The sequence below is a fragment of the Paraburkholderia fungorum genome (assembly GCF_046027215.1).
Lineage (GTDB): Bacteria > Pseudomonadota > Gammaproteobacteria > Burkholderiales > Burkholderiaceae > Paraburkholderia > Paraburkholderia fungorum_D.
The window spans coordinates 1,654,903-1,680,483 of the sequence record NZ_JAQQEN010000001.1 but is presented as its reverse complement, the minus strand read 5'-3'; the positions used below and the strand labels follow the sequence as shown (position 1 = coordinate 1,680,483).

The following is a 25,581-nucleotide window of genomic DNA, read 5'->3' as shown; positions in this document are numbered from 1 at the left end:
CCGACGAAGAGACTGACGAAATGAAACAGGATAGCGAACCTGGCGTGCTCACCGGCAAGGTCGCCGTCGTGACAGGCGGCGGCCGCGGTATCGGGCGCGCCATTGCTGTGGCCTATGCGGCGGCCGGTGCATCGGTCGTCGTGGCGGCGCGAAGTGCGCACGAAATCCAGGCCGTCGCGCAATCGATCAGGCAGACCGGCGGTGACGCGATCGCCTGTGAAGTCGACGTGACAAATCGCGCGAGCGTCGAGACCATGTTCAACCAGGCCGCGGCCCACTTCGGCGGCGTCGACATTGTCATCGCCAACGCCGGCGCAGCGCTCCAGCGCGGCAACATCGAAACCTGCGATCCAGAACTCTGGAAACAGACCGTGGAAGTCAACCTCTTCGGTGCCTTTCACACTGCGCGCGCCGCCATTGCCCACTTGCGCAAGCGGGGCGGCGGCAAGATCGTGATGACAGGTTCGGGTTCCCGATTTCGCCCCTATGCGGGCGGGTCAGCTTATACAAGTTCGAAGCTCGCGCTGTGGATGCTCACGCAGACGTTGGCCATGGAACTCGAAGGCGCCAATATCAGTGTCAATGAGTTGATCCCGGGTCCTGTGAAGACCGCCATGACGGGTTTCGGCGCAACCCCCTTCCCGCCGGGCGAGTGGGTCAAGGAGCCGGAAGATGTCGTGCCGCTGGCGATGTTCCTGGCCACGCAGCCCCTGGTTGGACCTACCGCGCAGAGTTTTAGCCTGATGCGCCGGCCAGGATGAGCGCAGTCTCGCCGCACGCCGACGCGCCGTCGTCGGCCAGCCGTCCGTTTCGCGCGAGCATGTGCAGGCCCATGCTGATTGAACCGGCGACTGCTTCACCTATTTGAAAGAGGATAGACCCCATGCAAGCCCAAGAGCCATCGAATTCTCCCGCCGCGTTCGCTTCCTTAGCGCCATCTCCCGCGGAGCAACGCCCGGCGCTACCGTTCTATCGTGGCGGTCAGGACGACAATAAGGCCACGGCGCCGAACGGCGCCATCATCAACGCCGACTTTCTTCGTTACGCCGCCAACTCGAGAAAGGGCATACGCGTAGAAAACGTTCGGCCGGGCATCCATGTGATCCTGGGCTACCACAGCGTCAACTGTATCGTTGTGGAGGGAGCGACCGGCTTGATCGTCATCGAATCGGGCACCAAGTTCGGCCATGGCCGCGAGCTGCGCCAGATGATTCGCGGCTTCAGTGACAAGCCGATCAAGGCAGTCATCTATTCGCACCATCACTACATTGGCGGCGGTGCCGGCCTGCTCGACGGCGAGAAGATCGCGGACGTCGCGGTCTACGCCCATCCGTTGATGGAACATCTGGACGCCACGACCAACGACCTGCTCGGGCCGATGCAATTGCGCCGCATCGGCATTCAGTTTGGCGCCTATCTGCCGTCGGACGGTCCCGATGCGCGCCTCGGCGAAGGCGACAAATCCTTTGACGAGCCACATCTGAACGCCGCGGCCCCCTTGAAGGTCACGCATGCAGTGGCCGACAAGGAAGTCGTGACTGTCGATGGCGTGAAGATCCGTTTTCATCACATCATCGGCGACACGCGCGACTCACTCGCCATCGAATTCCCCGAACTGGACGCGGTAGTAGCCAACTCGGCGCTCGGGCCGGTGGCCTATCCCCTCTATACGCTGCGCGGCGACTTCTTTCGTACACCGGACGAACTGATCGCCAGCCTCGACCTGTTACGCACCCTCGACCACACCTACGTGATCCCGGTGCATGGCGTCCCGTACACCGACAAGGCGTCGGCACAGGCGGCCCTCACCGCTCATCGCGACGCGTATGCCTTCATCTGGAACCAGAGCCTGCGCGCCATCAACCAGGGCATGACACCCGATGAGATGGTTGCCAGCATTCATCTGCCCGAGCATCTCGCCAACCATCCTCTGCTGTACCCGGGTTATATCGACTGGGAATACGGCATCCGCGGCATCTACCGCGGCATGGTGGGCTGGTATAGCGAAGACGGGGCCGACCTGCATCCACCGGCGCCAGCCGAACTGGGCGAGGCGCTCGTGGAAGGCTTTGGGGGTGCCGACGCCTTCATTGCCCGCGGGCGCCGCGCGATGGATGAACGCAAATACAACCTTGCCGCCAGACTGATGAGCCTGCTGCTTGGCGCCGAACCGGACAACCCGGCAGCGCGCCAGCTCAAGGCCGATGCCCTGCGTGCGATGGCGCAAGCCACCCGTACCGGCGTGCAGACCCGTAACTTCATGCTCACCGAAGCGCTGCATCTCGAGGGCAAAACCGACTGGCGCCGCATTTCGCCGAAGTCGTTCTTCGGGGCGCAGACCGTGGAAACGCTGTCGGCGAAGCCTCCGCAAGATCAGGTCAAGCTGCTCGAACTAAGCGTCGATCCGCAAGCGGCCGCGGGAGTGCGCACCAGCGTGACATTCCGCTTTCCCGGCCACGGTGCTTGCGGGCTGCTGCTACGCCCCGGAATCGCCGAGTTTCGCAGCGAGGCGCCCGGCGAAGCCGCGATCGAAATGAGTCTGAGCGTGCGCACGATGTCGCAATTGACTTTACATCAGACAAGCCTGAGCAAAGCCGTGGCTAGCGGCGACATTCAGGTCACGGGTGATCCTGGCCTGATACCAGTCCTGGAAAAGGTCCTGGCGCTGGCACCACGCCAGGACTGATGGCGATTTGTTGGCGCCAGCCGTATCGGCGCCATGCGTCAGCCGAGTTTCCCGAGATCGACACACAAGGAATCACCCATGTCATCCCAAATCGAACATCACTATGTGACGCTCAACGGATACACCGCGCACTTCGCCAGCTGCGGCGCCTCCGACCGTCCGCTTCTGCTCTTTGTGCACGGGTTTCCCGAAAGCTGGCTGGCCTGGCGCGGGATGCTCCAGTCATTTGGTCAGTATTACCATGCAGTCGCACTGGACACCCGCGGCATCAATGAATCGAGCGGTCCGGAAGACGTGCGCGGGTATCGCGCGGGACAGATGGTGAAAGATCTGGTCGCGCTACTCGATCATCTAGGGCACGAGAAGTGCATCCTGATCGGTCACGACTGGGGCGGTGCGATCGCTTGCGCATTTGCCATCGCGTATCCGCAGCGACTGCACGGCCTCGTCATGATCAACGCCGTACATCCGGCCGTGTACCGTCGCGAGCTGACCGAAAACGCTGCGCAAAAGGCAGCGAGTGCCTACATGAACTTTTTTATCGGCGATGGTGCGGAAGCGGCGCTCAGCGCCCACAACCATGCTTATCTGCGCTCGATGTTCACCGAGGGCGGACAGTCCGATGCCCTGCCGCCCTGGTTCGACGCCGCGGCGCAGGAGGAGTACCAGCGCACGTGGTCACAGCCGGGCTCGATCCGGGCCGGGCTTTCATACTACCGAGCCTCGCCGCTGCATCCTGCTAGCGGCGAGGACCCCGGTGCACAAGCCGTGATCTTCGATGATGCCGCGATGACGGTGAGCGTGCGCACACTGGTGATCTGGGGAGAGCGAGATCGCTTCCTGCTGACTGGATGCCTGAATGGCCTGCAAAAGTACATCCCCGATTTGCATATCGAGCGAATCGCCGACGGCAGCCACTGGGTGATCCACGAGCATGAATCCCGCGTGACTCAACTGGTCGCCCAGTTTGTGACGGATCGTATCAACCTGTCGTGAGCGTGGCTTTGCCGGAACGTCGCGCGGTGCCACCGCGCTTTCGGCACATTTCTCACGACGTGCCGTAACGATTCACATCGGCGTTGACGGGCGCTATCTGGTGCCTCTATAGTTAACCTGTCTGACCAATTGTATTTTTGGTCTATCCAATTTATGAAAATTTCGCCGGCGGTTCAGTGCTCAACAAGCATCCTGGCTTGCTCGCCGCTATGAACATGTTAGTCATCCGTATTTCATGCCCTGCACGGCCGAACGGCAACGAAGGCGAGCCTGTGCAACGCGAATCCAATACTCAACTGATGAAGGACCGGTTAGCTGCATGAACCCCTCCCCGTATAAAACGTCGCAGACGGCACAAGCTTTTACGCCAGCCATCTATGCCGGCCTCGCCGGCAAGTCCGTACTCAACACAGGCGGCGCGAGCGGCATAGGCCGTGCGATGGCGCATGGCTTCGCGCGACACGGCGCCCGCCTGACGCTGCTCGACCTGGATGCGGCCGGCCTCGCGGCCACCAAGGCGGAGCTGGAAGCTGCCTATCCGCATATCGAAGTGGAAACCGTCACGGCGTCGATCACTGACCCCGCCGCCGTCGAAGCCGCCTGTGCCGACACCGAAGCCCGCTTCGGGCGCATCGACATCCTGCTCAACAATGCCGGAATTTCCATGAACAAGCCCTCGCTGGAACTGACACCAGACGAGTGGCGCCGTGCCATCGACATCGACCTGTCCGGCGTCTTCTACTGCACGCAGGCTGCCGCCCGTCGCATGGTGCGGCAAGGCGGCGGCTCCATCGTGAGCACCGCGTCGATGTGGGGCCTCGCCTCATCGGCCCGGCGCCTCGCCTACTGTGCCGCCAAGGCCGGCGTCGTGTCGCTCACCCGGTCGCTGGCGGCGGAGTGGGCCGAGCACAACATCCGCGTCAACGCGCTGTGCCCGGGCTACACGAGCACCGCGTTAATGGAATCGCTGCTGGCCCGCAAGGCCATCGACGGCGACGCGCTGCTCGCGCGTACGCCACTGCGGCGCTTCGGCACGCCTGAGGAAATGGCCGAAGTGGCGCTTTTCCTCGCCTCCGACTCGGCCGCGTTCATCACGGGCCACGCGCTGGTATCCGATGGCGGCTGGACCGCCGACGGTTTCTGAACACGCCGCTTCGCGATTTCGACTGGTATTCAAGGATTTCCGCATGTCTGAACGTAGCCTCCTGCACCCCACCGCCGAATGGGTGGAACTGCGCGCCACCGACGATGACTGGGCGCGTGCCGACCCTGCGCTGCTCGGCACAATGCTTAGCCATTTGCACCTGATCCGCGGCTTCGAGGAAGCCGTACTGGAACTCGCGGCAGAGGGACTGGTGCATGGCCCGGCCCATTCGAGCATCGGCCAGGAGGGCGGCGCGGTCGGTTCAATCGTCCCGCTTACCGGCACCGACCAGATCAACGGCTCACACCGCGGCCATCATCAGTTTCTGTCCAAGGCATTGGGTTATCTCGCGCCTGCCGGCATCGATCCTCACGCACCGTTTGCGCCGGCCATTCAGAACCTGCTGCAGCGTACCCTGGCGGAAATCCTCGGTCTGGCTCAGGGTTTCTGCAAGGGCCGCGGCGGCTCGATGCATCTGCAGTGGGCCGAAGCCGGCGCACTGGGCACCAATGCGATCGTGGGTGGCGGCGTACCGATGGCCGCCGGCGCCGCGTGGTCGCATCGACACGCCGGCACCGACGACGTGGCCATCACCTATTTCGGTGATGGCGCGGTGAATATCGGCTCGGTTCTGGAAACCATGAACCTGGCTGCCGCGTGGAAGCTGCCGCTGTGCTTCTTCATCGAAAACAACCGCTACGCCGTCTCCACCACCGTGGAAGAATCCACGGCGGAGCCGCGCCTGTCAGCGCGCGGTATGGGGTTCAACATCCCAAGCTGGAAAGTAGACGGCATGGATCCGCTGGCGGTCTATCTGGCCACCCAGGAAGCGCTCGCGCATATGCGCGCCGGTCTTGGGCCGACCGTGATCGAGGCAGACGTCTATCGCTTTTTCCATCAGAACGGGCCGTTTCCCGGCAGCGCCTTCGGCTATCGCAGCAAAGACGAGGAACAACATTGGCGCACCCGCGATCCGCTCGACCTGATCGCGCGTCGCATGCAGGAGCGCAAGCTGATCGGCGCTGACGAGATTGCCGCGCTGCGCGAGCGTGTGAAGCAGGGAATGCGCGAAGCCATCGAGGCGCTCACCGAAGCCGATCCAGCCAGGCCCGGCAAAAAGCGTATTCGGCCCGACCTGTGGCCGAGCCCGGACTTCCGCGACGTTGGCATCCGCAGCGAGTTGCGTGAGCTCGAGGGCCTGCGCTACGAGGAAGAGGCTGACTTCACCGGCAAGCTGGACACGCGCAAATTTATCGACGTGGTGGCCGACGTCATGCACCGCCGCATGGACACCGACCCATCAATCGTCGTCATGGGCGAGGATGTACACCGCCTCAAGGGCGGGACCAACGGCGCCACCCGTGGCTTGCGTGACAGCTTTCCAGGGCGGGTCCTTGGGACGCCCATCAGCGAGAACGCATTTGTCGGCCTTGGCGGCGGGCTTGCGCTGGATGGCCGTTACAAGCCAGTGGTCGAGTTCATGTATCCGGACTTCATGTGGGTTGCCGCGGACCAGATCTTCAACCAGATCGGCAAGGCCCGCCACATGTTCGGCGGCGAAAGCGATGTGCCGCTGGTCTTGCGCACCAAAGTGGCCATGGGCACCGGCTACGGTTCCCAGCATTCGATGGATCCGGCCGGCATTGTTGCCACCAACCCTGGCTGGCGCATCGTGGCCCCTTCGACACCGTTCGACTATGTGGGTTTGATGAACACGGCACTGGCCTGCAAGGACCCGGTGCTCGTGATCGAGCACGTCGACCTTTACAACGCCACGGGTACGGGCCCAGTCGATGATTTCGACTACCACCTGCCGGTGGGCAAGGCCTCGGTACGCCGCAGCGGCATCGAACTCACGGTGATCACCTATCTGTCGATGGTCGGCCACGCGCTCGAAGCCGTCGAGCAGACCGGGATCGATGCTGAAGTGATCGACCTGCGCTGGCTCGACCGGGCCAGTCTCGATTGGGAAACGATCGGACAGAGTCTCAAGAAAACCAACAACGTGCTGATCGTCGAGCAAGGCGCACGCGGCACATCGTATGGCGGCTGGCTGGCCGACGAAATCCAGCGGCGCTACTTCGACTGGCTGGACCAGCCCGTGCAGCGCGTCACCGGTGCGGAAGCTGCGCCCAGTATCTCCAGGGTGCTGGAACGCGCCGCTGCCGCGCGCACTGAGGAAGTGGCCGAGGGTCTGCGTCAAGTCATGCGCGACAAAGGCGCGGCCTGAGCAGCAGCGCCCGAAAGATATCGAACCGATTGATCGTATTCAAGGAATTCCCATGACGCTGAACATGATTGCTCCGCTGGAGGTTGGCATTGCGGTGCGCGACCTGCCGCGCATGCGCCGTTTCTACGAGCAGGTACTGGGTTTCGCGTTCGTCAGCGAAATCGCCGTGCCTGCCGCCAAGGCTGTGCAGGCGGCCTTACATGAAGCCGGCTACACCGTCGTGCGCCTGCAGACCTCCAATGGCGAACGCATCAAGCTGCTTGCGCCGGAGCAACCACCGGCGCCGCAAGCCGCGCCAGCGTACATCCTGGGTGAGGCCAATGCCACCTACCTGACTTTCATCGTGGACGACATTCAGGCCGTGATCGACAGGCTTCACGCCGCTGGCGTGACCTTCCTGACCGGCGCGCAGCGCGTCGAGGTGCGGCCCGGCACCTACCTGTCGTTCTGCCGCGACCCGGAAGGCAATGTGCTCGAGATTGTCCAGTACGCGGATATCGCGACCTATCGCCCCGAGCTTTGCCAGCCGAGGAACGCCTGACATGCCTATCCTTCTGCGCATGCCCGAGGTAGCGGCCAACGCGACCCAGGCCACGCTGCAAGCGTGGACAAAGAATGAGGGCGATACGATCGCGGTGGGCGACTGCATCGCCGAAATCGAAACCGACAAGGCCGTCGTCGAACTGAACGCCGATAGCGCCGGTGTGCTGGGCCGCTGCCTGATTGCCGCCGGGCAAAGCGTCGAGGTCGGCGCGCCAATCGGGGTACTGTTGATCAATGGCGAAACTTCGGTCGATGTGGATGTAGTGATCGCAGCGGCCGCAAACGGTACGCAAGCGTCTGGGGCAAACGCCGCTCCCGATACAAGCGTCTGTTCGTCCGGGGGTAACGACGCGGCAACGGGCGCGCTCGCATCACAGCCGGTCCGCGTCTTTGCCAGCCCTCTTGCGCGCCGCCTCGCCGGCGAGCGCAAACTGGACCTCGCCAGCCTGATTGGCAGCGGCCCCAAAGGCCGGATCGTCAAGCGCGACGTCGAGGAGGCTGCGGCCATGCTTGCGTCGGGCGAAGCCGCCGCCTTGCCCGTGGTTCGCGAGGCCGCGCAGCCAGTGCAGTCCGCCGGGACGTTCGTCGAAGTCCCGCATAGCAATATGCGCCGCACGATCGCCCGCCGCCTGAGCGAGAGCAAGTCCACTATCCCCCATTTTTATCTCACTGCGAACTGCCGCATGGAGCGGTTGCTTGCGCTACGCACCGAGATCAACGCCGGCGCGGCGCGAAAAATGTCGGTGAACGACTTTATCGTACGCGCCGTGGCGGTCGCCTTGCGCGAGGTGCCGGCGGCCAATGTCGGCTGGACGGACACCGCGATGCGCCAGTACACGCAGGCCGATATCGCGGTGGCGGTTTCGACCGATGCGGGCCTCATTACGCCCATCGTGCGCGCGGCCGATCAGAAGCCGCTTTCCGTCATCAGCGCCGAGATTGCCGAACTGGCAGCGCGTGCGCGCGCCGGACGATTGCGCCCGGACGAATACCAGGGTGGGAGCTTTAGCGTCAGCAACCTCGGTATGTTCGGTGTGGCCGAGTTCGCCGCAATCATCAATCCTCCGCAGGCCGCCATCCTGGCTGTTGGCGCCACCCAGTCCATGCCGGTGGTGGACGGCGGCGAAATCCGCGTCGGGCAGGTCATGCGCTGCACGTTGTCAGCAGACCATCGCGCACTCGACGGCGCGCTCGCGGCGCAATGGCTGGCCGCCTTCACGCGCCTGCTGGAAAACCCGTTGACGATGCTGATCTAAGGAGCAGGAAGTGATGAACGCCTCGTTTGATCTGATCGTTGTCGGGGGTGGCCCCGGCGGCTATGTTGCCGCGATCCGTGCGGCCCAGCTCGGCATGAAGACCGCACTGGTCGAGAAAGCTCAGTTGGGCGGGGTCTGCCTGAACTGGGGCTGCATTCCGACCAAGGCGCTGCTGCGTTCGGCCGACGTGCTCAGGATGGTGAAGCACGCGGCATCCTTCGGTGTACGAACGTCAGCACCTGGCGCCGACCTGCCAGCGATGGTCGCCCGCTCGCGAGCGGTGGCTGCGCAACTGAACAAAGGCGTCGCTCACCTGATGAAGAAGAACGGCGTGACCGTATTTGAAGGTCATGGCCGCCTTGCCGGCAAGCGCGCACTGGAAATCACCGGTTTGAACGACGAAGTGAACACCGTTTCGGCCACCCACATCCTGTTGGCAACGGGAGCACGCGCACGCCAGTTGCCGATGCTTCCCGCCGATGGCGAGACAGTTTGGACCTACCGCGAAGCACTGACACCCCCGATGACGCCCAAACGGATGCTGATCGTTGGCGCCGGTGCGATCGGCGTCGAGTTCGCGAGCTTCTATCACGCGATTGGCGTAGCCGTGACGATCGTCGAGATGGCCGAGCGCATCCTCCCTGCGGAAGACGCCGAGATCGCCGCGCACGTCGCCAGCAGCCTCGGCCAGGAAGGCATCGTGATGCATACGGCTACTCATATCGAGCGCGCGCAGCGCACGGCATCAGGTTGGGCGATTGACCTGCAGGGCGACCAGACGGCCAGCACGAGCGTCGAGGTCGATGTGGTGCTGGTGGCAGCCGGAATCGTCGGCAATGTAGAGAATCTGGGCCTGGAACATAGCGCGGTCAAGGTCGAGAAGACGCACATCGTGACCGACAAATTCGGCTATACCGGCGAGCCCGGCGTCTACGCGATCGGCGACGTGGCCGGCCCGCCGTGGCTGGCGCACAAGGCCAGTCACGAGGGCGTCATCTGCGTGGAGCATATCGCCGGACTGCAACCGCACGCACTCGATCCGGAGCGCATCCCTGCCTGCACCTACAGCCATCCGCAGGTAGCCAGCGTGGGACTTACCGAAGCACAAGCCAGGGCACGCGGGCATCAAGTCAAGGTCGGCAAGTTTCCCTTTGTGGGCAACGGCAAAGCTATTGCCATGGGAGCGACTGCGGGGCTGGTCAAAGTGGTGTTCGACGCGGGCAACGGCGAGCTGCTCGGTGCGCATATGGTGGGAGAGGAAGTCACGGAGATGATTCAGGGCTATGCCATCGCGCAAGCGCTGGAAACCACCGAAGCCGATCTGATTGCGGCCGTCCTGCCGCACCCGACGATGTCCGAGGCCATGCACGAAGCGGTGCTCGCGGCCTACGGGCGTGCACTGCATATCTGAGGGATTCGCAGAGCGCACCCGCACTGACCTCCATGGAAACGATCATGTACAACTTCGAGCAACGCACGCTGCTTCTTACGGGCGCGAATGGCGGCATTGGCCGCGAGACGGCCCGGCTTTTTTTCGCGCATGGCGCGAACCTGGTGCTTGTGGACCTCGACGCAACGGGTCTGACGGCCTTTGCCCGCGAACTGGACCCGGACGGCGCGCGCATCGTCACACTCAGCATGGACGCAGCCAGCCCGGATGATTGCGCGCGCGCCGTCGCACTGGCGCAGGGACGCTTCGGCGGCATCGATTTCCTTGTACCGTCCGCTGGCCTCTACCAGGACCAGCCGGTCGGCGAGATGACCGACGCGCAGTGGAGGCAGACGCTCTCCGTCAATCTCGACGGCGTGTTCTACCTCGTGCGCCGCGCAATACCGGCGTTGCGCGAGAACAGCGCCATTGTCAACCTCACCTCGGTGGCCGCGCATCGAGGCGCTTACTCCAATGCGCACTACTCAGCGTCCAAAGGTGGCCTGCTCAGTTTCACCCGCAGCCTGGCCAGGGAACTCGGTCCACGCACGCGCGTGAATGCGGTGTCCCCCGGCATCATCGAGACACCGATGACCGCGGGTCTGATCCTGAAACGTGGCGCCGATTCAGTCGAGCAGACGCCGCTGAAGCGCCTCGGCCACCCACGCGAAATCGCCACGGCGATCGGCTTCCTATGCAGCGATGCCGCCAGCTTCGTGACCGGAGAAGTGCTGCATGTCAATGGCGGCCTATACATCGCCGGTTGATGGCATGACGCATTGATCGATCCGACGGCAAACCTTGAGACAAGCGCGACTGAAGCCGCCGACGTCCCCATGCTTGCCGTCAAACCCAGATCACAACCCTTTCCCCCGCTGCATCGGAAGCACACCATGATCAAACTTCAGGACCCGTCCCTTCTGCGTCAGCAGTGCTATATCGATGGCCGCTGGATCGATGGCGATCGTTACATCGACGTCACCAATCCCGCCACCGGCGAACACGTCGGCCGGGTGCCGGCGCTCGGCGCCAGCGAGACGCGCCATGCCATCGAGGCCGCCAACCGTGCGCTGCCCGGCTGGCGCTCCCGCACGGCCAAGGAGCGCTCGGTGTTGTTGCGCAAATGGTTCGAACTGCTACTCAGCCACCAGAACGACCTTGCCTGCATCATGACGGCTGAACAGGGCAAGCCTCTCGCGGAAGCGCGTGGCGAAATCGCTTACGCGGCGTCGTTCATCGAATGGTTCGCCGAGGAAGGCAAGCGCGTCTACGGCGAGACCATTCCCGCACCGCTCAGCAATCAGCGCATTGTCGTGACCAAGGAGCCGGTGGGCGTATGTGCTGCGATCACCCCATGGAATTTTCCCGCGGCCATGATCACCCGCAAGGCCGGCCCGGCGCTGGCGGCCGGCTGCACCATGGTACTCAAGCCCGCTTCGCAAACCCCGTTGACAGCCCTCGCGCTGGTGGCGCTGGCCGAACGCGCCGGCATTCCCGCCGGCGTATTGTCTGTGGTAACCGGGTCGGCTGCCGCCATCGGCGGTGAACTCAGCAGCAACCCGCTGGTACGCAAGCTCACCTTCACCGGCTCGACGGAAGTCGGACGCACCCTGATGATGCAGACCGCCTCCACCATCAAGAAGGTATCGATGGAACTGGGCGGCAATGCGCCGTTTATCGTGTTCGACGATGCGGATCTCGATGCCGCAGTCGAAGGCGCGATTGTGTCGAAATACCGCAATGCCGGCCAGACCTGCGTTTGTGCCAACCGCCTCTATGTGCACGCCCGTGTTTACGACGTCTTTGCGCAGAAGCTGGTCGCCGCCGTCAGCGCGCTCAAGGTAGGTGACGGCAACGAAGACGGCGTCCGTGTCGGTCCGTTGATCGACGCAAAAGCGGTCGTCAAGGTTGAGGAACATATCGCGGACGCACTCGCCAAGGGCGCGCGGGTACTTTGCGGCGGCCAGCGCCACGCGCTCGGGCAATCGTTCTTCGAGCCCACCGTTCTGGCTGACGTGAAACCCGGCATGCTGGTGGCGCGCGAGGAAACGTTCGGTCCGCTGGCGCCCCTCTTCCGCTTCGAGACCGAGGACGAAGTGGTCGCAATGGCAAACGATACTGAGTTCGGCCTCGCGAGCTATTTTTATTCGCGCGATCTCGGCCGCGTGTGGCGCGTCTCGGAGCGGCTCGAATACGGCATGGTCGGCGTCAATACCGGTCTGATATCCAATGAGGTTGCGCCGTTCGGCGGCATCAAGCAATCCGGCGTGGGCCGGGAGGGATCGCATTACGGCATCGAGGATTACCTGACCATCAAGTACACGTGCATGGCTGGGCTCTGACAATGAACCTGGCCACCGATTCAGGCGGCGGCCAGGCTCCGGCTCCAGGGAAGCCGTCACCGTCCCCGGACCTCGCCCGCCCTACGCCCCGCTCAACCTCTTCCAGAATGTCGCTATGCAGATAGATGGCAATACCCAGCTCGTCGGCATCATCGCCTCGCCGATCGCACACGTGCGTACTCCCCAGCTCTTCAACGCCGCTGTGGCAAGGCAAGGCTTGAATGCGGTATGTGTGCCGCTCCATGTGGATGCCGCGCAGTTGCCGGCGTTTCTGGCCGGTGCGCAAGCACCGCACAATCTGCTTGGACTGGTGGTCACCATCCCCCACAAGGAAGCCGTGGTCGCCGCATGCGGCGAGTTGACCGACACCGCCCGGCTGGTGGGCTCCGTCAATGCGATGCGCTTTGACCGGACAAAGGGTCATTGGGTCGGCGCAAATTTCGACGGCGACGGCTTCGTCGCCGGCTTGCGCGAACGCGGGCACACGATCAGTGGAAAACGTGTTCTGCAAGTCGGCGCGGGCGGCGCCGGCAAATCCATGGCCTACGCAATTGCCCGCGAGCGGCCGGCCGAACTCGTCATCCATAACCGTTCGGCCAGCAAGGCCGCGGAACTGGCTGCGCAATTGAAAAAGGCACTGCCTGACGTATCGATTCGCAGCGGAGACAACAATCCTGCTGACTTCGATATCGTAGTCAATGCCACTGCCCTCGGCTTGCACGACGGCGATGCGATCCCGGTACAGGCTGAACTGCTGAGCGCTGGCACGCTGGTGTGCGAGGCGGTGGTCCGGGATGAAGATACGTCGTTACTAAAGACGGCGCGCGAGCACGGCTGTCCGGTGCATCACGGGCAATGGATGCTGTATGGACAGATTGTTGAAATTGCCCGGTTCCTTGAGGTCCCGCTGGAACCCCAATACGTTGAGCGCATGCTGGGCCCTTTTGACGACCGCTGATGCCACCGTGGTTCCCAATGCGTCAAAGTTCGACATACAACATCGCTTCGCCCTGGTGAACCAGACGCTGGAATTCCGCTACCCATTGGGAGATTTATCATGAACGCTCGCGACATCCTTCTGACCAAGGAAACACTAGTGCGCCATGCCGATGGCGTCTATACGCTGGGAGGCCAGGGTAATTCACTGGTCGTCGATCTTGGCGACACCCTGCTCCTCGTCGATGCGGGCCCTGGGGACGAGATTACCGAGGCCATGATTCAGGAGCTCAGGGGCAGCCTCGTCAAGCCGGTTGCTTATCTGGTCTACAGCCACGGCCATATGGGCTACAACAACGGCGTGTGCTACTGGCAGGACGATGCGGCGAGGCGCGGCCATCCCGCGCCAATTCTTATTGCACAAGAGAACGTGCCTGCGCGGTACCGCAGATACCGCGAAACAGCAGGGCTCCAGGCATATACGAACGTCCGGCAGTTCCGCAGCGGCTATCCCGCCGACCCGCCGGCACACTGGTTCCAGATGCCCACGCTGACCTATCGCGAACGGCTGGTGGTGCACGGGAGCGAGCGCGAGGTCATCCTGATGCACGTCCCCTCCGAAACCGATGATGGCACCGCAGTATGGATTCCAGATGTCCACACGCTGTTTGCCGCGAACGCCTTCATCAAGACATGCCCGAATGCGGGTTCGCCCTACCGGATCTTTCGCGACCCCATGCGTTGGGCGCAAACCCTCGACCAGCTTGCCGAACTGCGCCCGCAGGTGTTGATCCCGCAGTTTGGCAAGCCGGTGACCGACTGCGCCGACATCCACGAAGCGCTGAGCGTTCCCGCACGCGCCATGCGATATCTGCGCGACGAAGTGCTCAGACGGATGAATCAGGGCATGGAGGAAAACGACATTATTCATGACGTTCCGCTGCCAGACGAGTTGTTTGGCAGCAAATTCATGAAGCCGGCCTACGGGTGCGCAGAGTACCTCATGCACGACATCTGGCGCTCGGAGAATGGATGGTGGAATCGCAATCCGACAGACCTGCACCCGGCCCCGCCGGCGCAGGTCGCCGCAGCCGTGCGGCGCGCGCTGGCCCACCCGGAAAAAGTACTCGCGCGTGCTCGAGAGCTGCAGGCTGCCGGTGAAATCCAGCTTGCGCTGCATGTGATCGACCTGCTTACCGAAGGGGACGCGCGGGACACGCTCGCGAACGAGGCAAGGGCGCTGAAGGCGCAACTCTGCAAGGAGAGAGCCGGCACGGTTACCGCTGCCGTATCGCACAACCTCTATTTGAGCGCCGCAGACGAGTTGCTAGGGTTGCCGGCGGGGGCTGACGACCTCGCCCGCGTCGACTCATACGAGTGGAAATGAGTGGAAGTAGTCAGAATTCGACAGCAGGGGATCAAAACATGCAATCCAATATAAGCAAGGCGATCGACAAGCAGGTTAAGCCAGATGCTGGCCTGGGAATGCCTGCGACCGGCGAACTGCTCGAGAACATCGTGCCGGGGGTTCATACCCTTGGTGGACAGCGCAACACACTTGCCATTGAAACCGCGCGCGGCGTGATCATCGTCGATGCCGGACCCGGTGGCTGCGCCACCGAGGCAATGATTGCGCGGTTACGCGAGCTGACCCCGGCACCCGTGCTGGCTATTGTCTATAGTCATGGCCACGCCGGCTACAACCGGGGCGTGCCGCAGTGGCTGAAGCACGCCGCTTTGCGCGGCGAGCCACGGCCGACCACGATTTCCCACGAGGGCGTGCCAGCAAGCTATCAGCGCCAACTCCAGGCTGCATCGCTGCAGGCGTGGATCAATAATCGGGAAAACAGAGAGGCGACGCAGCCGTACACCGCGGATGACTGTCCGATGCCCGACCAGACCTTTGGCAGCAAACTGGTGATCGACGGCGCGGATCGCACCGTTGAACTGCTGAGCGCTCCATCCGAAACGGACGACGCGCTCGCCGTCTGGTTGCCCGCCCAGCGATTCCTGTACAGCGGACTTTCGATGAGCCGCGGAATCCCGAACGTTGGCATGCCGCTGCGGACCCTGCGGGACCCCATGCGTTGGGCCACTACACTCGAGCGCCTCCATGCGCTGGCCCCACTCTGCGTATTGCGTGAATCTGGCGCGCCGATCAATGATCCGAAGGACATTGAAGACGCCTTCCTCGTGCCGGTGCGGGCACTACGCTATCTCCGACAGGAAGTGGTCAAGCGGATGAACGCCGGGATGAATGAACGCGAAATTCTGCATGACATGGTGTATCCGGAATCTTTTTTCGATCATCAATTCATGCGGCCGATATTCGGTTCACCGGACTACATCGTGCGTGCGATCTGGCGTACGGAGAACGGCTGGTGGGACCGCAATCCGGCCAACCTGCATCCGGCCAGGCCGGCGGATGCCGCCAACGCAGTACTGTCTGCGCTTCTCGATTCCACGCACATCCTCGACGAAGCCAGGCGGCTACAGGCACAAGGCGAAATTCAACTCGCCATGCATGTGATCGACCTGCTCGCGCTCTCGGGCGAAGATCGTCCAGACGTGAAGGCGGCACGGCAAATCAAGGCGCAGTTGTGCCGGCAGCGGGCCATGCAAGTGTCTTCCGTCGTTTCCCGGCAGATTCTGCTCAGCAGCGCGGAAGAGTTGCTTGGTCTTCCGATTGGGAGCACGAGTGCCGGGGATCCACCCGCATCTTTTTAGTAGTATGCCGTGATGTCGCCGACGCCCCCAGGCGCTGCAAGACTCGATATGCGAAATTGCTTCACCGGGTCAATCTCAGACAACGCGGCATCGACGCGGCACCATGCGAATCGCGCTTTAGTCGGGGGCGCCAGGCTGCCGTCATTTGACGGGTGCCGGATCCTCGTCCATACCGGCCACGGCATTGAGCGCGCCACAATCGAGTACGCGAATCGATGAATACGCCAGGCAAATAAATCCTGCGTTTTCGAGCGCCTTCAGTTCACGGTTGACGGATTGCCGCGACGCGCCCAGCAACGCGGCGAACTCTTCCTGCGATAACTTCAACGTAATGGACACCGTCTCGCCGTGCCGGACCCCGTGGACCGGCAGCAGCGACAGCAGCGCGCGCGCCACCCGCACTCGCAAAGGTGCCAAAGCACTTGCTGCGGCGCTGCCATACAACGCGCGAGACCGCTTGCAAAAGAGCCGCAGGAGCGCCTGTGCCAATCCCGGGTCTTCCCGGACCGCCTGCGCGAACACCGCCCTGGGAATGAGCAATGCCACCGCCTCGCCATGCGAGCGTGCGTCATGGACAGGGCCGCCGCCATCGAGAATGGGGATGAGCCCGAAGATCAATCCAGGCCCGAGATAACCGATTACGAAATGCTTGCCTGAAACGGTGGACAGCCCGACCTCGATCGAACCGCTCAACACCACGACAAGTGCCTCCATCTCACCGCCGGCTACGGCCAGTACGTTTCCATCCAGGTACTTTGCAATCCTGCCGTTTTCGACGAAGCGCTCCAGTGTCTCACTGGCCGCACCGCGCAGGTCATCCGAGCGGGCCAGTAAGCTGCGCGCCAATGCGCGATAAGGGGAATCTGGGAATTGTGTCGTCATTGCGACAGATTGCTGCGGCGCACCACGCTCACACTGTGCAGCACATGAATGAGATCAGACAAGACGTGCCCCCGAGAGACATTAAATGAAGCCAGAGCAAACAACGTTGCCTCCCGACTCCTTCCTTCATACGGCGGACCCGGCCGCAGGCTATCTCGGCCGGATCGGTAAAACGTTGCGGGAGTCTACACCATGGTGGAAGCCCCACAGCCGCGCGCCGCACGGCACACCGAACGTCATCGTGATCTTGCTCGACGATCTTGGCTTTTCGGATTTCGGTTGCTACGGCAGCGAAATCCGCACGCCGAATATCGATGCGCTGGCCAGCGCCGGGCTGAGATTCACAAACTACACCACGGTTCCGATGTGCACGCCGGCGCGTGCAGCGCTGCTGACTGGCAAGAACCCTCATTCGGTTGGCTGTGGCTGGCTGACACACAGCAGCCCCGGCTATCCGGGCTACATGGCGGGTGAAATGTCGGAGGACGCGCCGACCATTCCGGAACTGCTGCGCGAGCGCGGATTTTCGACCTACGCGATCGGCAAATGGCACAACACCGGCGACCATAACGTCTCGCCAACCGGCTCACGAAACTCCTGGCCTTTGCAGCGCGGATTCGACCGGTTTTACGGCTTCCTCTCCGCGGAGACCAACTATTTTGCGCCGGGGCAATTGGTCGAAGGCAACAGTTTCGTCGATACCGACGTCTACCCGGAAGACTACTATTGCAGTGATGACTGGACCGACAAGGCTGTCAGCTGGCTCAAGTCTCATCAAAGCAGCAGCCCCGACAAACCGTTCTTCCTGTACCTCGCGCACAACGCGCCCCACGTGCCACTGCACGCAAAGAAGGACGATATCCAGCGTTATAGCGGCCTGTATGAGAAGGGCTGGGACACGGTCCGGCAAGAGCGTTACGCGCGCCAGATCGAGGCCGGACTGATTCCGCAAGACTGGCGCTTGTCCGGCCGTTCGCCGAATATCGCGGACTGGCATACGCTCGATCAGCCGACCCAGGCGCTCTATGCCAGCTATATGGAGCTCTATGCAGCGATGGTCGACAACATCGACCAGAACGTCGGCCGCCTCACGGATTTTCTCAAAGACGCCGGACTGTTCGATAACACGCTGATCATCCTTACCTCAGATAACGGCGCCTCTTCGATCGGAGGCCCGGAGGGGTCGGCGAACATCTTCGAGAAGCGCGTGGCCGGCGCCGAGACAGCCGGGCTGGCGAGCGAGATGATGCGTAGCGGCAAGCTCGGCGGCATGGAATCGTATGCGGCGTATCCGGTCGGATGGGCCAACGCGTCGAATACGCCATTTCGCTTTTATAAGCGCACGCCGATGAACGGCGGTATCCGCGTGCCCTACATCGCGCACTGGCCGCAAGGCATTCTCGACGGCGGCGCGATACGAACACAGTGGATTCACGTCACCGATACCCTGCCGACGCTACTGGAACTGGTTGATACGCCCTACCCCGCAACCTTCCGCGGTCATGCTACGCGCGGACTCAACGGTCAGTCCTTCGCCGGCATGCTCGACGACCCGCATCAGGTTTCGCGGCGGGACCGGCAACATTACGAGCTGGAGGGCAATCGCGGCTATATCAGAGACAACTGGAAAATCGTCTCGCTGCAGCCGCCCGGCACGCGCATCGATCTGGACAACTGGATGCTCTTCGATCTCGCCAGCGATCCCACCGAGTGCGATGACATCGCCTCATCCCACCCCGAACTGCTGGCGGCGCTCATCGCCGAGTTCGAGGCGCACGCGCAGGCCAACTACGTCTACCCGCTCGATAACCGGGACAGTCGTCGTGGGCTTTGCGTTCCGCCGTTTGCCGAGGCGAGCCTCGGTCAGGCCAGGACCTTTTATCCCGACACGTCCACCGTGCCGGGCACCGTCATCTCACCTCTGATCGCCGACCGGAATTTCGAGCTGGAATGCCGGTTCGAGTACAGCGGCGCCGAGGAAGGCGTCCTGGTGGCTGTCGGCAACGCGTTCGCGGGCTTCACCTTCTTCGTGGATGGCGCGCGATTGCACTTCACGTTTCGCAGCGGCTCGAGCCTGACGGAATTGACCGACATCGTACTGGCTCAAGGCGTCAATCATCTGGTGCTCGAGCACCGTGCAACCGGTGACCGGCGCGGCATCGGCCATCTCAGGCTCAACGAAACCCCGGTAACCCCGGCCTTTGCGATGACCCCCACGATCCTGCGCCTGACTGGAGAAGGTCTCGACGTGGGACGCGACCGCCGCATCCAGGTCAGCGAGCATTATCGGGACCGCGGCGCGTTTCCCTATGCTGGACGAATCCATTTCGCACGTCTGACGCCCGGCGCGCAGGCGCCCGGCAGCATCGCGAACCGGCCTGAACAGTTGGCGCAGCTCGACTAACCCGCCATGCCGCGAAACCGTTCCGCGACACATTGCAAACGAGCGAAGCCACTGGCTCCTTCCTTCTCGCACCGAGACCTATCTTGACTGCCTCTGCCGACTACCGACCACTAGCCGCCTGGTCCATCGCCCTGCTGCTGACGGGTCTCTCGCTGATCAACTTCCTCGACAAGATCGTGCTCGGGATGGTGGCCGTGCCCTTGATGGCCGAGTTCAATCTGTCACCTGCCGCGTTCGGCGTGATCGCCGGCAGCTTCTTCTGGCTTTTTTCGGTGTCAGCGGTCGCCGGTGGCTTTCTCGCCAATCGCATCTCCACGCGCTGGATCTTGCTGGCGATGGCCGTGACCTGGTCATTGCTGCAAGTGCCGCTCGCGTTCGCCGCCGGCGTGCTGCCGATTCTAAGTTGCCGCGTGATCCTCGGCGCGATGGAAGGACCGGCTGCGCCTGTGTCGGTGCACGCGGTATTCAAATGGTTTCCCAACCACAAGCGCAGCCTGCCGGTGGCGGTGATCAACCAGGGCGCCGCCTTGGGCGTGATCGTCGCCGGCCTCGTGATTCCACTTGTCACGCGCGGCTGGGGCTGGCGCATGAATTTTCTGATTCTGGCCGCCATCGGCGCGATCTGGAGCGTTCTCTGGCTGTGCTTCGGGCGGGAAGGACAGTTGCAGGAGGCCGCAGCGTCATATCCCGGCGTGACCAGCGCCGATGGACACGCAACAGCCAAACCGGCGCGGCTGCCGTACCGCACGATACTGAGCTCCCCCTACGTATTGCTCGTCTTCCTGCTGGGATTTGCAGCGTACTGGACATTGGGCCTCGTGCTGACCTGGCTGCCCGCCTACCTGGAAAAGGGGCTCGGCTTCAACGGCATCACGGCCGGCCGGCTGTTCGCAATGGTCGTGCTCTGCAGCACACCGACCACGATCGGCCTGTGCTGGTTGTCGCAACGCCTCCTGACGAGCGGAGCGTCGACCCGAAAGGCGCGCGTCCAGTTAATCAATTTTTGCTTTTTGCTCAGCGGCGCGCTGTTCCTCGCATTGGTCGCATTCGATCTCACACCGATGCAAAAAGTACTGCTGTTCACGTTTGCCAGCGCCCCACCCGCCGTCTGTTTCGCACTGGCCTCGCCGATACTCGCCGAACTGGTGCCGGCGGGGCAGCGTGGGGCCATTTTCGCGATTCATACCGCGCTGTCGAGCCTCGCCGGCGTGATTGCCCCAGCGGTGATGGGTCGGCTGCTTCAAGCGCATGGCACCGCAGACGCACACGGCTATGAAACGGGCTTCCTGATCGGCGCCGTTGTACTGATCGCCAGCGCGCTCGCCAGCCTGTGTTTCCTGCACCCTGAGCGTGCATCGCAGGTGCGCCGCACCCGTGCCACAGAGCCGGCTTGACGATGCTTGCGACGGTCCGATTGCGGTGAACTGCACAACGCAAACCCACTGCGACTCGCTCTACCCCGTTCTTTTTACGCCACCGGCTTGCCCCGCAGCAAAAGGAAAACATTCATCATGACGTCCCAGCATTTTCTTGCGCCCGTTACCGCCGACAACTTCGTGCGTGCGGAGTCACATTTCTATTTTGCAACGGCCGTCCGACAGGGCAGTTTCGGCCGGTTCTTTCATCGCCGCGCGCTGGCACCGGTCGAACAGCAAACCATCGTACGCGTCAATCGCGACACGCTTTATTCAACGGCGGTATTCGATCTCGATGCCGGCCCCGTGACAGTCAAGTTGCCCGATGCGGGCGACTGTTTCAGGTCGATGGTCGCAATCAATGAAGACCAGTACGTCGGCACTGTCGTGTACGACGCTGGGGACCATACGTTCTCGAGGGAACAGATCGGCACGCGCTATGTGCTGATTGGCGTGCGCACACTGATCGACCCAACAGACGCCGATCAGGTTCGCCGCGTGCATGCGTTGCAGGACGCGATCGAGGTCGAGCAAAAGGAAGCAGGCCACTTCGACGTGCCGCAATGGGATCCGGTGAGTCAGAAGAAGGTTCGCCTCGCCCTGCAGACATTAGGCGACACACTGCCCGACTCGAGAGGTATGTTCGGCACGCACGACGAGGTCTCGCCGGTGCGGCATCTGATCGGCGCGGCCAGCGCATGGGGCGGCAATCCCGAGCGACATGCGATGTACCTGATGGTCAACCCGGCGCGCAACGATGGCGCCACCTGCTACCGGCTTTCGGTGCGGGACGTGCCGGTCGATAGCTTCTGGTCGATCAGCGTCTATAACGCTGCAGGCTACTTCGAGCCGAATCCGCATGCCGCCTACACGCTCAATAACCTCACGGCGCAAAGAGAGAAAGATGGCTCGATCTGCGTGCAGTTCGGTGGCTACGATGGAAAGACGCCCAATTGCCTGCCGATCACGCCGGACTGGAACTACATGGTGCGGCTTTACCGGCCACGCCCAGCAATCCTGGACGGCAGCTGGAGCTTCCCCGACGCGCAGCCGGTGAACTGATTGAAGCATTGATCGTCGCGCCCTGTACCCGCGTACGCGCTACCGCTAACCAATCCGGCCCGGCCACGCCCTCCTAACGAGGTAAAGACACAATGATTAAACCGCATTCGAATACAGGATCCATCGCCCTTGCGGCTGACGAAAGCAGCGCACCGCCGCTGCCATCGGAGTCGCATGTCCGATCGTTGACGCCGGCGACAGCGCGCGCCATCGCAAAAGAGGCCTACATTTATGGCTTCCCGCTCGTGGACTCGTATCGAATCCAGTATTCGTACTTCGTGGACCGTGACCATCCGGAATACAAAGGGGCGTGGAATCGCGTTCACCACATCGCGCGCGTCTACACGCCGGATGACCAGGCGATCCAGACGCCGAACTCGGACACGCCGTATTCGCACCTTGGCGCGGACTTGCGCACCGAGCCATTGGTGCTCACGGTCCCGGAGGTGGAAAGCGCCCGCTATTACGCGCTCCAGTTCATTGATCTGTACACGTTCAATTTCGCCTATGCCGGCAGCCGGACCTCGGGCAACGGCGCCGCCAGTTTTCTGCTGGCCGGTCCGCACTGGACGGGCGAGAAGCCGGAAGGCATCCATTCCGTGATCCGCGCCGAAACGGATTTCGCTTTCGTGTTCTATCGGACACAGTTGTTCAATCCAGCCGACATCGAAAACGTAAAAACCGTGCAGGCCGGCTATCGGGTACAGACGCTGTCGCAGTATCTCGGCAAGCCGGCTCCGACCGCGCTGCCGGACGTGCGCTTCGTCAAGCCTCTCACGAGGGAACAGGAACGAACGTCGCTCGATTTTTTCAACGTCATGAACTTCGTGCTGGGGCTTTGCCCACCGCATGCATCCGAAGAAGCGCTGCTGGCACGGTTCGCCGAACTGGGCATCGGTGCGGCGCAGCCCTTCGACGCACAAGCGCTCGCCCCGGAAGTTCGCCGCGCGATGGAGGACGGCATCGCGGATGCCTGGCGCGACTACGATGCGCTGGAGAAGCAGATGGCCACCGGCGAACGTACGAGCGGCGACGTATTCGGAAACCGGACCTACCTGCAGAACCATTACCTCTATCGCATGCTGGCAGCGGTGGATGGCATCTATGGAAATTCGAAAGAGGAAGCCATTTATCCCGGCTATCTCATCGACTCCGACGGCCAACGACTGAACGGCGCCCAGCAGCGCTACGCGCTGCGCTTCGCGCCCGGCCAGTTGCCACCGGTTAACGCATTCTGGTCGCTTACGTTGTATGAGGCTCCATCGAGATTCCTGTTCCCCAACCGGCTCAATCGCTATTTGATCAATTCGCCCATGTTGCCGGCGTTGAAGCGCGATCCCGACGGCGGCGTGACGCTCTACGTCCAGCATGCATCGCCTGGCGAAGACAAGGAATCTAACTGGCTACCTGCACCGGCCGGCCCTTTCATCATGGCATTGCGCCTATTCTGGCCGAAGCCCGCAGCACTCGATTGCAGCTGGAAGGCCCCGGCGTTGCACAAGGTTCACTGAGCCGTCCGAACGTCGATCGCGGCGGCGACCGTGCTGCGCGTGTTGACGCCTATGACCTCGCCGGCAGCGCCGACGGCCGTGAGCGTATGAGCGGCGCTGCCGGGGTCACAAGCCGCACCAAGATTTCAAGCAAAAAATATGTAGTGCTACGTTAAATGCGATGTTCGCGATTTAACAGGAATCACTTTCGTCTGGACGTATTGGGGGGCTGGATCGCCGAACGGCGTGTGTGCAGCCAGCCGGCATCTGCTTGAGTTTGCTTCACCCCGTGTCGGTCAGACACGGCAAACACAAAGAGGAGACATGCATGCGTTTTATCAGTCAGGGTATTTGTGGTGCCACATTGATCCTAGCTGCAGGCAGTGCTGCAGCGCAATCAAGTGTGACGCTCTACGGAGTGGCCGATACGTTTGTACAGTATCAGAACAATGGCGGCGCGCATTCGTTTGCCGAAAAAAGCGGTGGCAGCACGGGTTCCCGGTTCGGTCTCAATGGCAAAGAAGATCTGGGGAACGGTCTGCGCGCAATTTTCGACGTGGAGAGCGGTTTCAATATCGCTAACGGGGGATTCTTCGTTGACAGCACGGCGCTATTCTATCGTCAGGCTTGGGTCGGGCTGTCGGACGAGAAATATGGATCGCTGACCTTTGGTCGCCAATATGCGCCGACCTTTTGGGCCGTTTTCCCGACCGACCCATACCGTGGCGACGAAACCCTCTCGCCGCTCGCAGCCGCTGCGGCGACCGCCGATAGAAAAACGCTGGCCACACAGACCGCATCCGCTCGAACCAGTAATTCAATCGTCTACCAGTCGCCTGTGGTAGGCGGACTGAAGCTTTATGCGATGTATGGCCTGACTGCGACGGTGACCCAGCCGGTGCCGGAGACAGTGGGCAATACACTCGATCTTGCAGCGACGTATTCGGGTTACGGTTTCTACGCAGGTCTGGCCTATCAGAATCAGCATCCGGGGACGGAAACTATCCCTGGGCTGCCGTCTGCGTTGAATCTGTTGGGAACGGAGCATTTCACCGGTGCACTCGCCTATCGGATCGGTATCGTGAACTTCCAGTTCAACTATGCGTATAACCGCTCGAAGGACGCGCCGGCGAAGTCGTTGGCGGCCACGCTTGGCGCGGCGCATTCGTTCAGCGTCGCTGAATTGGGCGCGACGATTCAGGCGACACCCGCCGATACCATCGAGATCGCTGGCATCGAGCGCAACGTGCGCGGCGTGCACGACAATACGCCTGGCATCCAGATCGGCATCGACCACAACCTGTCCAAGCGCACAGAGATTTACATGCGCGCGGGATACATGAAGAACCACGGAAGCGCGACCATGAGCTGGCCGGGCACGACGGTGACCGGGATCGACACGTCGCAGACCATCGTGGCAATAGGGATGGCGCATCGCTTCTAACAGACGTTGGCGCTATTTGCGACGCCACCAGGCGGTGCCGTTGATAGCGCCCGACCCGTGCGAAAACGGGGGTGAGCGAGTGTGCTCGGAATTTCAGGAATTTGACAACAGGAGAATTAAATGAAGACAACTCAGGCAATCAGGCGCGTCGCTGGCGTGCTCGTTGTTATGGCGTCGCTAAACGCTTATGCGCAAAGCAACGGTGAGACCGCCGCACCGGCGGTTTCTGCCGCGTCGGCTACGAACGCGAAGGCGGCCAATCGCGCGTTGCAAAAGAACGTGCTGCGTGCGTTGAGCAAGACCAAGGGACTTAACGTAACCGCCATCACGGTTCGGGCCAAAAACGGCACCGTGATGCTGGAAGGCACCGTGCCGGAACAGACGCAAATCGAGCTGGCGACGCACGCCGCCCAGGATGTGGCTGGCGTCAGTTCGGTGAGGAACGAATTGACTCTCGCGGGCCCGGCAGGAAGCCAGTAATACATCGACGGATTCGACGACTCTGCTGAAGCCTTCGTCAGCAACTGAGCGAGAAGTCTTCGCCATTAGGGGCGGGCAGCCGGTTAGCCGCCTTGTCCGCGCCTGGCGACCGGCT

20 protein-coding genes are annotated in these 25,581 nt (G+C 62.3%); 19 read left to right on the top strand and 1 reads right to left on the bottom strand.

Annotated elements, in window-relative coordinates; genetic code table 11:
- Window positions 1-44: 44 nt before the first annotated feature.
- From PQR27_RS07470 to PQR27_RS07410, 13 genes are all read left to right on the top strand, one after another.
- Window positions 45-761, top strand: a complete 717-nt coding sequence (locus PQR27_RS07470; protein ID WP_408269019.1) for an SDR family oxidoreductase — start codon at window positions 45-47, stop codon at window positions 759-761.
- A 122-nt stretch (window positions 762-883) separates the two neighbouring features.
- On the top strand, window positions 884-2,686 hold the full coding sequence (locus PQR27_RS07465; RefSeq protein ID WP_408226330.1) for an alkyl sulfatase dimerization domain-containing protein: 1,803 nt from the start codon (window positions 884-886) through the stop codon (window positions 2,684-2,686).
- A 78-nt stretch (window positions 2,687-2,764) separates the two neighbouring features.
- Window positions 2,765-3,682 (top strand): alpha/beta fold hydrolase, encoded by a 918-nt coding sequence (locus PQR27_RS07460; RefSeq protein WP_408397962.1) that lies wholly within the window; start codon window positions 2,765-2,767, stop codon window positions 3,680-3,682.
- 319 nt (window positions 3,683-4,001) lie between these two features.
- Complete coding sequence (locus PQR27_RS07455) at window positions 4,002-4,826, top strand: SDR family NAD(P)-dependent oxidoreductase (protein ID WP_408226324.1); 825 nt, start codon at window positions 4,002-4,004, stop codon at window positions 4,824-4,826.
- A gap of 43 nt (window positions 4,827-4,869) precedes the next feature.
- On the top strand, window positions 4,870-7,056 hold the full coding sequence (locus PQR27_RS07450) for an alpha-ketoacid dehydrogenase subunit alpha/beta (RefSeq protein WP_408226321.1): 2,187 nt from the start codon (window positions 4,870-4,872) through the stop codon (window positions 7,054-7,056).
- 52 nt (window positions 7,057-7,108) lie between these two features.
- Window positions 7,109-7,597 carry a VOC family protein gene (locus PQR27_RS07445; protein ID WP_408226318.1) on the top strand — a complete coding sequence of 163 codons (489 nt, stop codon included), beginning with the start codon at window positions 7,109-7,111 and terminating at the stop codon, window positions 7,595-7,597.
- Between the two features lies 1 nt (window position 7,598).
- Window positions 7,599-8,855, top strand: a complete 1,257-nt coding sequence (locus tag PQR27_RS07440; protein ID WP_408226315.1) for a pyruvate dehydrogenase complex dihydrolipoamide acetyltransferase — start codon at window positions 7,599-7,601, stop codon at window positions 8,853-8,855.
- Between the two features lie 13 nt (window positions 8,856-8,868).
- Window positions 8,869-10,266: a dihydrolipoyl dehydrogenase gene (lpdA, locus tag PQR27_RS07435; RefSeq protein ID WP_408226312.1), complete on the top strand. Its 1,398-nt coding sequence runs from the start codon at window positions 8,869-8,871 to the stop codon at window positions 10,264-10,266.
- A 32-nt stretch (window positions 10,267-10,298) separates the two neighbouring features.
- Window positions 10,299-11,051 carry an SDR family NAD(P)-dependent oxidoreductase gene (locus PQR27_RS07430; protein WP_408226309.1) on the top strand — a complete coding sequence of 251 codons (753 nt, stop codon included), beginning with the start codon at window positions 10,299-10,301 and terminating at the stop codon, window positions 11,049-11,051.
- A 126-nt stretch (window positions 11,052-11,177) separates the two neighbouring features.
- Window positions 11,178-12,626 (top strand): NADP-dependent succinate-semialdehyde dehydrogenase, encoded by a 1,449-nt coding sequence (gabD, locus tag PQR27_RS07425; protein ID WP_408511626.1) that lies wholly within the window; start codon window positions 11,178-11,180, stop codon window positions 12,624-12,626.
- A gap of 115 nt (window positions 12,627-12,741) precedes the next feature.
- Window positions 12,742-13,584 carry a shikimate dehydrogenase family protein gene (locus PQR27_RS07420; protein ID WP_408268995.1) on the top strand — a complete coding sequence of 281 codons (843 nt, stop codon included), beginning with the start codon at window positions 12,742-12,744 and terminating at the stop codon, window positions 13,582-13,584.
- Between the two features lie 99 nt (window positions 13,585-13,683).
- A complete protein-coding gene (locus PQR27_RS07415; RefSeq protein WP_408226300.1) occupies window positions 13,684-14,949 on the top strand; it encodes an alkyl sulfatase dimerization domain-containing protein in 1,266 nt (421 codons plus the stop codon).
- 38 nt (window positions 14,950-14,987) lie between these two features.
- Complete coding sequence (locus PQR27_RS07410; RefSeq protein WP_408226297.1) at window positions 14,988-16,289, top strand: alkyl sulfatase dimerization domain-containing protein; 1,302 nt, start codon at window positions 14,988-14,990, stop codon at window positions 16,287-16,289.
- Between the two features lie 141 nt (window positions 16,290-16,430).
- Here PQR27_RS07410 and PQR27_RS07405 read toward each other — a convergent pair whose 3' ends face one another.
- A complete protein-coding gene (locus PQR27_RS07405; protein ID WP_408226294.1) occupies window positions 16,431-17,171 on the bottom strand; it encodes a Crp/Fnr family transcriptional regulator in 741 nt (246 codons plus the stop codon).
- Between the two features lie 85 nt (window positions 17,172-17,256).
- Between PQR27_RS07405 and PQR27_RS07400 the strand changes: the two genes are divergently transcribed.
- From PQR27_RS07400 to PQR27_RS07375, 6 genes are all read left to right on the top strand, one after another.
- Complete coding sequence (locus tag PQR27_RS07400; protein WP_408226291.1) at window positions 17,257-19,575, top strand: arylsulfatase; 2,319 nt, start codon at window positions 17,257-17,259, stop codon at window positions 19,573-19,575.
- Window positions 19,576-19,658: 83 nt separating this feature from the next.
- Window positions 19,659-20,969, top strand: a complete 1,311-nt coding sequence (locus PQR27_RS07395) for an MFS transporter (RefSeq protein WP_408406222.1) — start codon at window positions 19,659-19,661, stop codon at window positions 20,967-20,969.
- A 117-nt stretch (window positions 20,970-21,086) separates the two neighbouring features.
- The gene (locus PQR27_RS07390) at window positions 21,087-22,052 is read left to right on the top strand and encodes a DUF1254 domain-containing protein (protein WP_408406224.1); all 966 of its coding nucleotides are present in this window, start codon (window positions 21,087-21,089) and stop codon (window positions 22,050-22,052) included.
- A gap of 92 nt (window positions 22,053-22,144) precedes the next feature.
- Window positions 22,145-23,563 (top strand): DUF1254 domain-containing protein, encoded by a 1,419-nt coding sequence (locus tag PQR27_RS07385; protein ID WP_408406226.1) that lies wholly within the window; start codon window positions 22,145-22,147, stop codon window positions 23,561-23,563.
- A gap of 307 nt (window positions 23,564-23,870) precedes the next feature.
- Window positions 23,871-24,986, top strand: coding sequence for a porin (locus PQR27_RS07380; RefSeq protein ID WP_408226279.1), 1,116 nt, complete (start codon window positions 23,871-23,873; stop codon window positions 24,984-24,986).
- A 120-nt stretch (window positions 24,987-25,106) separates the two neighbouring features.
- Window positions 25,107-25,466, top strand: a complete 360-nt coding sequence (locus PQR27_RS07375; RefSeq protein WP_408226276.1) for a BON domain-containing protein — start codon at window positions 25,107-25,109, stop codon at window positions 25,464-25,466.
- Window positions 25,467-25,581: the final 115 nt, after the last annotated feature.

What these genes read in the sequence shown, in the direction of transcription:
- lpdA (WP_408226312.1), top strand. Translation starts at nt 8,869, where the DNA reads ATGAACGCCTCGTTTGATCTGATCGTTGTCGGGGGTGGCCCCGGCGGC.
- PQR27_RS07390 (WP_408406224.1), top strand. Translation starts at nt 21,087, where the DNA reads ATGACGTCCCAGCATTTTCTTGCGCCCGTTACCGCCGACAACTTCGTG.
- PQR27_RS07415 (WP_408226300.1), top strand. Translation starts at nt 13,684, where the DNA reads ATGAACGCTCGCGACATCCTTCTGACCAAGGAAACACTAGTGCGCCAT.
- PQR27_RS07385 (WP_408406226.1), top strand. Translation starts at nt 22,145, where the DNA reads ATGATTAAACCGCATTCGAATACAGGATCCATCGCCCTTGCGGCTGAC.
- PQR27_RS07465 (WP_408226330.1), top strand. Translation starts at nt 884, where the DNA reads ATGCAAGCCCAAGAGCCATCGAATTCTCCCGCCGCGTTCGCTTCCTTA.
- PQR27_RS07460 (WP_408397962.1), top strand. Translation starts at nt 2,765, where the DNA reads ATGTCATCCCAAATCGAACATCACTATGTGACGCTCAACGGATACACC.
- PQR27_RS07400 (WP_408226291.1), top strand. Translation starts at nt 17,257, where the DNA reads ATGAAGCCAGAGCAAACAACGTTGCCTCCCGACTCCTTCCTTCATACG.
- PQR27_RS07455 (WP_408226324.1), top strand. Translation starts at nt 4,002, where the DNA reads ATGAACCCCTCCCCGTATAAAACGTCGCAGACGGCACAAGCTTTTACG.
- gabD (WP_408511626.1), top strand. Translation starts at nt 11,178, where the DNA reads ATGATCAAACTTCAGGACCCGTCCCTTCTGCGTCAGCAGTGCTATATC.
- PQR27_RS07405 (WP_408226294.1), bottom strand. Translation starts at nt 17,171, where the DNA reads ATGACGACACAATTCCCAGATTCCCCTTATCGCGCATTGGCGCGCAGC.
- PQR27_RS07440 (WP_408226315.1), top strand. Translation starts at nt 7,599, where the DNA reads ATGCCTATCCTTCTGCGCATGCCCGAGGTAGCGGCCAACGCGACCCAG.
- PQR27_RS07420 (WP_408268995.1), top strand. Translation starts at nt 12,742, where the DNA reads ATGCAGATAGATGGCAATACCCAGCTCGTCGGCATCATCGCCTCGCCG.
- PQR27_RS07430 (WP_408226309.1), top strand. Translation starts at nt 10,299, where the DNA reads ATGGAAACGATCATGTACAACTTCGAGCAACGCACGCTGCTTCTTACG.
- PQR27_RS07410 (WP_408226297.1), top strand. Translation starts at nt 14,988, where the DNA reads ATGCAATCCAATATAAGCAAGGCGATCGACAAGCAGGTTAAGCCAGAT.
- PQR27_RS07450 (WP_408226321.1), top strand. Translation starts at nt 4,870, where the DNA reads ATGTCTGAACGTAGCCTCCTGCACCCCACCGCCGAATGGGTGGAACTG.
- PQR27_RS07380 (WP_408226279.1), top strand. Translation starts at nt 23,871, where the DNA reads ATGCGTTTTATCAGTCAGGGTATTTGTGGTGCCACATTGATCCTAGCT.
- PQR27_RS07445 (WP_408226318.1), top strand. Translation starts at nt 7,109, where the DNA reads ATGACGCTGAACATGATTGCTCCGCTGGAGGTTGGCATTGCGGTGCGC.
- PQR27_RS07375 (WP_408226276.1), top strand. Translation starts at nt 25,107, where the DNA reads ATGAAGACAACTCAGGCAATCAGGCGCGTCGCTGGCGTGCTCGTTGTT.